The sequence below is a fragment of the Nonomuraea sp. 10N515B genome (genome assembly GCF_052245915.1).
GTDB lineage: Bacteria > Actinomycetota > Actinomycetes > Streptosporangiales > Streptosporangiaceae > Nonomuraea.
Map to the genome: position 1 here is coordinate 1 of NZ_JBQQBQ010000133.1, position 9,822 is coordinate 9,822.

The window sequence follows — 9,822 nt, forward strand, 5'->3', positions numbered from 1 at the left end:
CGCCACCACCGCCCGCCCACAGGCCGCGACACGCGCCACCACCCGGCACCCACAGGCCACGACGCACGCCACCGCCAGATACCCGCGCGCCGCCGCCGGACGCCCGCGTAACGGGCCCCTCCCCACCGCACGCCCCCGTAACGGGACCCGCCCCACCGCACGCCCACCGAGCGGGAGGCGCGCCGTCTGCCCGCCACCCTCACACCCCTTCGCCGACGCGCGCGAACTCCTGCAACGCCCCTTGGAACGCCTCGGGCCCGACGGCCAGCGGCCCGTCGAAGGCCCGGGAGATGTCCCACGTCAGGTAGGTGCCGAAGCCCAGCAACGCCGCCATCGCCACCAGAGGCAGGATCGTCAGCCCCTGCGGCCGGGCCCCGGCCAGGAACGGGAACACGATGACCACCACACCGGTGAGGATCGTCAGGAACAGCAGCCCGTCTGGCGGGGCCGCGGCGGCGTCGGCGCTGCGCTGGGCACGGGCCATGGAGATCGCGCCGATGTGCTGAAGGAGATTTCCCCTGGCCTCCTCCTCGTCCTCACCGCTCACCTCGAGGTCGCTGACGCGGCCCCGCAACTCGTCCATCCTGGCGGCGCCGACCGGGTCCATCCGGCCCTGGGCCATGAGCGGCCACTCGTCCCTGACCACGAAGATGACGTATTCGCGCAGCGCGGTGCGCACCTGCCGGGCCGCGTCGTCCGGCAGGCCGGCAGCCGTCCAGTAGGCGTCGATCGCGGCCTGGCTCTCGGTATGGGTGTTCTGCCGGGCGGTGTCGGCCTTCGTCCAGGGCACGATGATCGCGATGGCGAACACCAGCAGGAACATGGCCGACAACATCGCCCCCGCGTGGCCGGCGGAAGGACCGCCGGGATCGCGGTCCTCGCCGCCACGCCTGAACAGCCTGAACACCAGCGCGGTGAGCATCACCACGCCTACCGCCGCCAGGATCGAGAGCGTGTACGCCACCATGAAATCTCCCGAACACACATCGGATACGCAGTGTCACATTACTATCACACTGTGCAATGATGGCGTCAGGCCCGGAAAGGTAAAGCTCCGGCAACGCGCCCATGCGTGCACCCTCAGGACCGGGGGCAGGGCGGTTTGGACGGATTGGCGGCCATCCCCAGGCCGCTCTGACCATTCGTCCAGCGACGCTGTGATGAACCGGAAATCTCTGCACCATGAATGCCCGTGAATCTCAACGGCCGCAAATTCGTGATGGTGAGCTCGACGGCGAGCGTGGTGGACCCGGACAGTCCCACGGAGTTCCTGTACTGGGAGGCCGACGGGGTGGTGTGGGGCAGCTACACCGGCGACACCGTGACCCACGGGCGCTTCGTCGGCACCCGCGACGGCGAGCAGGTGTCGATCGCCTATGTGCACGCGCTGAAGGCCGGCGGGACGGCGGGCGGCAGGAGCAGCAGCCGCGTCGAGGCCGGGGACGACGGGCTGTTGCGCCTGGTGGAGGAGTTCACGTTCGACGGTGACGACACACCGCACGTCAGCGTGTGTGCGGAGATCCCGGACTGAACGTGTTCAACTCTCTCCGTCCCAGCACCTTGGGGGGAGCCTGATGAAGATAGTGATACCCGGGGGAACCGGACAGGTAGGGACAATCCTCAATCGCTCGCTGACCGCCGCAGGCCATGACGTCGTGGTGCTCACCCGGCATCCGGTACGCGGCCGTGACGTCCGCTGGGACGGCGAGACCCTGGGTCCATGGGCAGAGGAGATCGACGGCAGCGACGTCGTGGTCAATCTGGCCGGACGCAGCGTCAACTGTCGCTACACCACGGCCAATCTGCGGGCCATGATGGATTCGCGGGTGCATTCAACCCGTGTCGTGGGTGAGGCGATCGCCGCCGCCGTGCGGCCTCCCCGGGTCTGGCTGCAGATGAGCACGGCCACTGTCTATTCCCACCGCTTCGACGCGCCCAACGACGAGGCGACCGGTGAGCTCGGCGGGGCCGAATCCGGCGTCCCGGGCTACTGGGCCTACAGCGTCGAGATCGCACAGGCGTGGGAGCGGGCGCAGGAACAAGCGGAAACTCCGCACACCCGCAAGGTCAGCATGCGCGCGGCCATGGTGATGAGTCCCGAGCGCGGCGGCGTCTTCGACGTCTTGCTGCGGCTGGTGCGGCTGGGCCTCGGCGGCCCGGTCGCGGGCGGCGCGCAGTACGTGTCATGGATCCACGACCGTGATTTCGTCCGCGCCGTCGAGTTCCTGGCCGGCCGCGACGACCTCACCGGGCCGGTGAACCTCGCCGCTCCCGTTCCCTTGCCGCAGCGCACGTTCATGCGCCTGCTGCGCACCGCGTGGGGTGTTCCGGTGGGCCTGCCCGCAACGCGATGGATGGCCGAGCTCGGCGCGTTCGCGCTGCGCTCCGATACCGAACTCCTGCTGAAAAGTCGCCGGGTCGTCCCCGGGCGCCTGCTCGAAGCCGGCTTCGCCTTCGACTATGCGCAGTGGCCGGAGGCCGCCGCCGACCTCGTACGGCGCGTGCGCGGCGGGCCCGGCTCCACCGGCTGAGCATCCGGCTCCTGCCGCACCAGGAACCCTAGTCGTCCTTCTTGAGCGCGGCCCGGCCCTCGGCCGCGCCGACGAAGCGCATCTTGCCGAGCGGCACGTCGCCCTGCGTCTCCTGCGCCGGGCGCGGGCTCCGGCGCGCCTGCCGGCCGTCGCTGGGCAGCACGTACGGCCGCTTGAGCACCTCGTCCAGGATGAAGACCGTCTCGGTCGCCTTGACCGCCGGGATGTTGGCCAGCCGGTCGGTCACCATGGTGTGCACCGCCGCCACGTCCGCCACCCGTACCTGGATCATCGCGTCGTGCTGGCCGGTGGTGATCGCGCAGTACTCCACTTCCGGCATCCTGGCGAGCTCGGCCCTGAACTGCTTCCACATTTGCTGCCGCACGGTCACGAAGATCAGTGCGGTGATGCCGAGCCCGGCCCGCACGTGGTCGATCTCGGCGGTGAACCCCTTGATCGCGCCGTCCGCGCGCAGCGCCTCGAAGCGGGTGTAGGCGCTCGCGCGGGAGATGCCCACCCGCTCGGCCAGCGCGGCGACCGAGATCCTGCCGTTCTCGCGCAGGACCTCGAGCATCTTCATGTGGACGTCGTCCAATTCGAGCCCGATGCCGATCCGTCCAGACGGACCACCACCGCTGCCAGCATTTCTGGATATTTCACTCATCATTACCTCGTCGATCTCATATACGTCTTGCCGGTCGCGCAGGACCTGGACATTCTGCCGCACAATCCTCGACATCTTTCTGCCAGACGTCCACATGTGGAGGACCACCATGGCGACCCGCTCGCAGACGGCGGCTGTGCTGCTCGCCGCTGCGCTCACCCTCGCCGCCTGCGCAAGCGGCGGCGGCACCTCCCAGTCGCCCGCGGCCTCCGGCGGCGGCAAGACCCTCGTCATCGACACGTCCTTCGACCTCAAGACGGCCGACCCGGGCCGCACGTATGAGCCGACGGGGCTGATCGTCGGCAAGGCCGTCTACGAGACGATGCTCACCTTCGATGGGGCCGACGTCACCAAGCCGATGCCGGCCCTGGCCGAGTCGTACGAGCTGAGCGAGGACGGCAAGACGCTGACGCTGAAGCTCAAGCAGGGCGCCACGTTCGCCGACGGCGCCCCGGTGACCGCGGACGACGTGGTGTTCTCGCTGACCCGTGTGCGGGACATGAAGGGCACCCCGTCGTTCCTGCTGGACGGCGTCGAGGTGGCCAAGACCGACGACACGACGATCACGCTGACGTCGAAGGCGGCGAACCCGGCACTGCCGTACATCCTGCCGAACCCGGCGCTCGGCATCATCAACAGCAAGCTCGCCCAGCAGCACGGCGCCACCACGGACCCGCAGGACAAGGCCGAGCAGTGGCTGAACTCCGCCTCCGCCGGGTCCGGCCCGTACATGATCGAGTCGTTCAACGTGAGCAGCCAGGTCACGCTCAAGGCGAACCCGAAGTACTACGGCACGAAGCCCGCCTACGACAAGGTCGTGCTGCGTAACGTCGAGGCCGCCACCCAGAAGCTCAACGTGGCGCGCGGCGACAGCCAGGTGGCGCTGAACCTGTCCGGCGACCAGGTCGCCGGCATGCCCGCGACACTGCAGGTCAAGAAGACCGCCTCGGCGAACGTCATCTTCCTGCTGGCCAACCAGGACTCCGCGATCAGCAAGACCACGCCGAACGCCAAGTTCGTCGAGGCCGTGCGCAAGGGCGTGGACTACGCGGGACTGCTGGAGCTGGCCGGCGAGGGCTCGACCCAGGCGCCCGGCGTCATCCCGTCACAGCTCCTCGGCGCGCTGCCGCCCGAGCAGGCCGCCCAGCGGGACGTCGAGGGCGCCAAGGCGGCGCTGGCCGCCAGCGGGCTGTCCAACCCGACCGTGAAGCTCGAGTACCCGAGCGAGCTGACCGTGAACGGGCTGTCGTTCCAGCCGCTGGCCGAGCGGGTCCAGGCCAACCTCAAGGAGGTCGGCATCACGGTGGACCTCCAGCCGGCGCCGGTCACCACAGCGCTGGACAACTACCGCAACGGCAAGGAGGAGATGGGCCTGTGGTACTGGGGCCCTGACTACCCCGACCCGAGCGACTACCTGGCCTTCCTCCCCGGGAAGCTGGTGGGGCTGCGGGCCGGCTGGAAGGCGGGGGCCGCCAAGGAGATCGAGGCCGCAGGCGACAAGGCCGCCACCGCGATCGGCGACGACGCCCGCAAGAGCGCCTACGCCGACGTGCAGACCAAGCTCAACGCCTCGGGGCCGTTCATCCCGCTGATCCAGCCGAGCCAGAACATCGTGACGGCAGGGTCGGTGACCGGGCTCGAGTACCACCCGGTGTGGACGGTCGACGTCGCCGACCTCGGCGTGAAGTAAGAGGTCCCCGCACGTGTCCGACACTCCGGACGCCGTCAAGGCGACGCGACCCGAGCGACAGGGGCAGGGGCGGCCGAACTCCGGCGGGCAGGCGCATCCGCTGGCGCGGTTCCTCGTCCGCCGCATCCTGCTCGCCGTCCTCATGGCCTGGGGCATCACGCTCGTCACGTTCGTCCTGACGAATCTCGTCCCCGGCGACCCGGTGGCCGCCAACCTGGGCCAGCGCGCACTGGGCGACCCGGCGATCGTCGCCCAGTGGCGGGCCGAGCACGGCCTGGACAAGCCGCTCTGGCAGCAGTACGCCCTGCACCTGCAGGGCCTGCTCCAGGGCGACCTGGGCACCAGCCAGCAGAGCCACCGCCCGGTGAGCCAGGACCTGGCCGAGTTCGTGCCGGCGACGCTGGAGCTGGCCGGGGCGGCGATCCTGGTGTCGCTGGTGCTGGGCGTGGCGTTCGGCGTGGTCGCCGCCCTGCGCAGGGACCGGCTGGCGGATCACACGCTGCGGCTGCTGAGCCTGATCGGCATCTCCGTCCCGACGTTCTGGCTGGCGCTGCTCGCGTTCTACGTGTTCTTCTACCGCCTGCAGCTCACCCCGGGCAGCGGCCGGGTGGACGCGGCGCTCGGCTCGGCGCCGGCCGTGACCGGGCTGCAGACGGCGGACGCGCTGCTGGCGGGCCGGTGGGACATCTTCACCTCCGCCGTCGGCCACCTGATCACGCCCGCGCTGGTCCTGGCGCTCTACACGATCGGGCTGCTCACCCGCTTCACCCGCTCGGCGGTGCTGGAGGTGCTCGGCCAGGATTATGTCCGCGCCGCCCGCGCCAAGGGCCTGCCCGGCCGGGTGATCCTCTTCCGGTACGTGCTGCGCTCGGCCCTGGTCCCGATCATCACGGTGGCGGGCCTGGCCTTCGGCAGCCTCCTGTCGGGCACGGTGCTGGTCGAGGCCATCTTCGCCTGGCCCGGCATCGGCCAGTACGCCTACAAGAGCGCCACCACCCTCGACCTGCCCGCCGTCATGGGCGTCGGCCTGGTCGTGGGCGTCGTCTACCTGGTCATCAACCTGATCGTGGACGTCCTGTACGGCGTGATCGACCCCCGAGTGAGGCTGCAATGACACGCCCCTTGTTGAGCAGGCTTCCGGAGGCGTGGCGGCAGCCGCTGGCCGTCGCCGGCGGCGTGCTGGCGGCGGCCTGGCTCGTGATCGCCCTGGCCGCGCCCATTCTCGCGCCGCACGACCCGCTGGCGCAGGAGCTGCCGCGGCTGGCGGCGCCCGGCCCCGGGCACTGGTTCGGCACCGACCAGCTGGGGCGCGACATCCTGAGCCGCGTCATGTACGGGGCGCGGGTGTCGATCCCGCTGACGTTGCTGCTGGTGACGCTGTCGGTGCTGATCGGCGGCCTGCTGGGCGCGTGCGCCGGGTACTTCGGCAGGTGGGTGGATGAGACGATCATGCGGGTGGCGGACCTGGTGTTCGCGTTCCCGACCGTGATCCTGGCCATGGTGGTGGCCGCGGCGCTGGGCGCGAGCCTGGCCAACGCGGTGCTGGCCGTGCTGGTCGTGGCCTGGCCCGCCTACGCCCGGGTCACGCGGGGGCTGGTGCTGGGGGTGCGGGAGCGGGAGTTCGTACTGAGCGGCCGGCTGCTGGGCTTCTCGGTGTGGCGGTCGCTGCGGGTGGACGTGCTGCCCAACGTGACCGGCCCGGTGCTCGTGCTGGCGACCCTGGACATCGGCACGGCCCTGTTGCTGCTGTCCGGGCTGTCCTTCCTGGGCCTGGGGGCCAAGCCGCCCTCTCCCGAATGGGGGGCGATGGTGGCCTCGGGGGTCGAGGTGTTCGACAGCTGGTGGGTGGCGACGTTCCCCGGGCTGGCGATCCTGACGGTGGTGCTGGCGTTCAACTTCCTCGGCGACACGCTGCGTGACGCGCTCGACCCACGTACGGCCCGCGCGATCAAGGAGCGTGCGCTGTGACGACGACTACTCTGGACATCGCGGGGCTGACGGTGTCGATCGGCGGGAAGGAGATCCTGCGCGGCGTCGACCTGCGGCTGGAGCCGGGCAGGGTGCACGGGCTGGCCGGCGAGAGCGGGTCCGGCAAGACGATGACCGGGCTGGCGGTCCTGGGCCTGCTGCCGCACGGCGCGCGGACCTCGGGCGCCATCCGGCTCGGCGAGCGCGACCTGCTCACCTTGCCGCCCAAGGAGCTGAACCGGGTACGCGGCGGCGAGGTCGCCATGGTCTTCCAGGACCCGGCGACGAGCCTGCACCCGATGCTGACGATCGGGAAGCAGCTCACCGAGCACATGCGGCACCATCTGGGGCTGGGTAAGGCCGAGGCCCGGGCGCGGGCGGTGGAGCTGCTGGGCAAGGTCCGCATCCCCGGCCCGCAGGAGGCCTACCGGCGCTTCCCCCACCAGTTCTCCGGCGGCATGCGGCAGCGGATCGCGATCGCGATCGCGCTGGCCTGCTCGCCCAAGGTGCTGATCGCCGACGAGCCGACGACCGCGCTGGACGTGACCGTGCAGGCGGGCGTGCTGCGGCTGCTGCGCGGGCTCTGCGACGAGCTGGGGCTGGCGGTGCTGCTGGTCACCCACGACCTGGGCGTGATGTCGGCCGTCGCGGACGAGGTGAGCGTGATGAAGGACGGCCTGGTCGTCGAGTCGGGGCCGCGGGGCCGGGTGCTGCGCGAGCCGGAGCACGCCTACACCCGTTCGCTGCTGGAATCCCTGCCGGAGGCGCAGTGAGCGAGCGCAGCGAGCGAACCAATGGGCACGGGACGCTGAGTCGCAGGCCCGACGAAGGAGGGCCTGTGACGCTGCTGACCATCGACGACCTGGTCGTCGAGCACCGCTCCCCCGGCCGTCCCGCCGTGCGGGCCGTGGCGGGGGCCAGTCTGCAGGTCGCTCCCGGCGAGGTCGTCGGGCTGGTCGGCGAGTCCGGGTGCGGCAAGTCGACGCTGGCGCGCGCGGTCTGCGGGCTGAACCCGATCACCGAGGGCTCGATCACGTTCGAGGGGCAGCCGGTCACACCTCTGGGCCTGCGGCGCAGGAAGCTGACCGGCATCCAGATGGTGTTCCAGGATCCGTACACGTCGCTGAACCCGCGCCGGCGGGCCGGCGACCAGATCGCCGACGGGCTGCGCACCTCGGGAGACACCGGCACCACGGCCGCCGACCTGCTGGAACGGGTGGGGCTGCCGCGGGACTTCGCCGGGCGGCACCCGCACGAGTTCTCCGGCGGGCAGCGGCAGCGCGTCGCGATCGCCCGGGCCCTCGCCGCCCGGCCGCGGCTGCTGATCGGCGACGAGCCGATCTCGGCGCTGGACGCCTCGGCGCAGTCGCAGGTGGCCACGCTGATGCGGGACCTGGCCGTGCAGTCGGGGGCGGGGCTGCTGTTCATCAGCCACGACCTGTCCGTGGTGCGGGTGATCGCGGACCGGATCGCCGTCATGTACCTGGGCAAGATCGTCGAGGTGGGCCGTACGGAGGAGGTGTGGGCCGAGCCGCGGCATCCGTACACGCAGGCGCTGCTCAAGGCCATTCCCCGGCCGGACGGGAGGGGTGTGCTGCCCGCGGAGTTGCCCGGGGACGTACCGGATCCGGCGAATCCGCCGGAGGGGTGCAGGTTCCACCCGCGGTGCCCGTTCGTGATGGACGTGTGCCGGGTGAAGGAGCCCGCGTTCGGGCCGGTGGCCTGCTGGCTGCACGAGCCGACGTGACGCCGGAGCGGGTCGAGGCGCGGCTGAAGGCCGTGCGGACGGCGATGGCCGACGAAGGCGTCGACGCGCTGGTGTTGCGGCCGTCGCCGGACTTCCGCTTCCTCGGCGGCCAAGGGACGGACTTTCTCGTGGTCACGCGGGACACGCTCGCCGAGACCGCCGATCCGGCGCGATGGGTGCCGGAGGGGGCGCGGCGGGTCGGGGTGGACGCGGAGATGCGGGTGCGGGAGCTGTTCGGGCTGGCGATCGAGGCCGAGCTGGTGCCCGCGTCCGCGGTGCTGGCCCCGCTGCGGCTGCGTAAGGAGCCCGACGAGCTCGCCGCCCTCGAGCGGGCGGCGCTGCGGGCCGAGGAGGTGCTGAGGCAGGCACGGGAGCTGGCCTGGTTCGGCGCGTCCGAGCGGGCGATGGCGGCCGCGCTGCGGATGCTGGCGCTGGAGTCGGGCTGCGAGGAGGTGCTGGCGCTGCGGGTGGCGGCGGGCGAGCACACGGCGCGGCCCGCGCACCTGCCAGGCGACCGCGTGATCAACCCCGGGGACGCGCTGCTGGTGTCGCTGTGCGGGCGGTGGGACGGCTACTGCGCGGAGGTGGCTCGGGTCTTCGCGGTGGCCGAGCCGCCGGAGGACTTCGAGGCCATGTACTCGGTGGTGCTCGCCGCCTACGGCGCCGCTCTGGCGGCGGCCCGGCCGCCCGCGCCTGCCTCGGATGTCGTGCGGGCGGTCGGCGCGGTGATCGACGGCAGCGGGTACGGCCGGTTCGCCGCCGCGCATGCCGGCCGCGGCGTCGGCCTGGGCCCGGACGAGGGTCCGCGGCTGGGCGAGGACACGCCGCTCGCGCCCGGCATGACGTTCTGCCTGGAGCCGGCGATCTATGTGCCCGAGCTGTTCGGCGCGCGGGTGGCGGACGTGGTGGCCTGCACGGAGGCGGGTCCTGTGGTGCTGAGCTCCGGCCCGCCCGGGGTGGACTCCCTACACGTGCTGGAACGCTAATGGTCATCGGTGCCGGCCAAGGCGGGCCGCACACCATGCCTGACCTGCGCGGTGGTTTGATGGCCAGGGGACCGCACCGCGACGGGTCGTTCCAGCATGTCCTACTTGGGGAGAGAGTGTGAAGATCACCGGGGTTGAGCTGCGGCGGATCGCGATGCCGCTGGTGGCGCCGTTCCGCACCTCGTTCGGCACCGAGACCGCCCGCGACGTCCTGCTGGTCAGGGTCGTGACGCCGG

At 71.4% G+C, this 9,822-nt stretch carries 10 protein-coding genes; 8 read left to right on the forward strand and 2 right to left on the reverse strand.

Going from position 1 to position 9,822, the window contains the following annotated elements:
• Positions 1-199 precede the first annotated feature (199 nt).
• Positions 200-967: a bestrophin-like domain gene (locus tag ACTWQA_RS57810; RefSeq protein WP_327582226.1), complete on the reverse strand. Its 768-nt coding sequence runs from the start codon at positions 965-967 to the stop codon at positions 200-202.
• A gap of 225 nt (positions 968-1,192) precedes the next feature.
• Between ACTWQA_RS57810 and ACTWQA_RS57815 the strand changes: the two genes are divergently transcribed.
• Together ACTWQA_RS57815 and ACTWQA_RS57820 are read left to right on the forward strand one after the other, a co-directional pair.
• Entirely contained in the window at positions 1,193-1,531 is a 339-nt protein-coding gene (locus ACTWQA_RS57815; RefSeq protein WP_305920610.1) for a hypothetical protein, read from the forward strand.
• Between the two features lie 43 nt (positions 1,532-1,574).
• Positions 1,575-2,531, forward strand: a complete 957-nt coding sequence (locus ACTWQA_RS57820; RefSeq protein WP_443167291.1) for a TIGR01777 family oxidoreductase — start codon at positions 1,575-1,577, stop codon at positions 2,529-2,531.
• Between the two features lie 28 nt (positions 2,532-2,559).
• On the opposite strand, the gene ACTWQA_RS57825 is transcribed toward ACTWQA_RS57820, so the two are convergent.
• Positions 2,560-3,198 carry an Lrp/AsnC family transcriptional regulator gene (locus tag ACTWQA_RS57825; RefSeq protein ID WP_327591115.1) on the reverse strand — a complete coding sequence of 213 codons (639 nt, stop codon included), beginning with the start codon at positions 3,196-3,198 and terminating at the stop codon, positions 2,560-2,562.
• Positions 3,199-3,304: 106 nt separating this feature from the next.
• On the opposite strand from ACTWQA_RS57825, the gene ACTWQA_RS57830 reads away from it, so the two are divergent.
• From ACTWQA_RS57830 to ACTWQA_RS57855, 6 genes are all read left to right on the forward strand, one after another.
• Positions 3,305-4,885, forward strand: coding sequence for an ABC transporter substrate-binding protein (locus ACTWQA_RS57830; protein ID WP_443167292.1), 1,581 nt, complete (start codon positions 3,305-3,307; stop codon positions 4,883-4,885).
• Positions 4,886-4,898: 13 nt separating this feature from the next.
• Entirely contained in the window at positions 4,899-5,999 is a 1,101-nt protein-coding gene (locus ACTWQA_RS57835; RefSeq protein WP_443167293.1) for an ABC transporter permease, read from the forward strand.
• Positions 5,996-6,853: an ABC transporter permease gene (locus ACTWQA_RS57840; RefSeq protein ID WP_443167294.1), complete on the forward strand. Its 858-nt coding sequence runs from the start codon at positions 5,996-5,998 to the stop codon at positions 6,851-6,853. The genes ACTWQA_RS57835 and ACTWQA_RS57840 overlap by 4 nt, the downstream gene beginning before the upstream one ends.
• A complete protein-coding gene (locus ACTWQA_RS57845) occupies positions 6,850-7,626 on the forward strand; it encodes an ABC transporter ATP-binding protein (protein WP_443167295.1) in 777 nt (258 codons plus the stop codon). The genes ACTWQA_RS57840 and ACTWQA_RS57845 overlap by 4 nt, the downstream gene beginning before the upstream one ends.
• A gap of 65 nt (positions 7,627-7,691) precedes the next feature.
• Positions 7,692-8,600, forward strand: coding sequence for an ABC transporter ATP-binding protein (locus ACTWQA_RS57850; protein ID WP_443167296.1), 909 nt, complete (start codon positions 7,692-7,694; stop codon positions 8,598-8,600).
• On the forward strand, positions 8,597-9,586 hold the full coding sequence (locus ACTWQA_RS57855) for a M24 family metallopeptidase (protein ID WP_443167297.1): 990 nt from the start codon (positions 8,597-8,599) through the stop codon (positions 9,584-9,586). The genes ACTWQA_RS57850 and ACTWQA_RS57855 overlap by 4 nt, the downstream gene beginning before the upstream one ends.
• Positions 9,587-9,822: the final 236 nt, after the last annotated feature.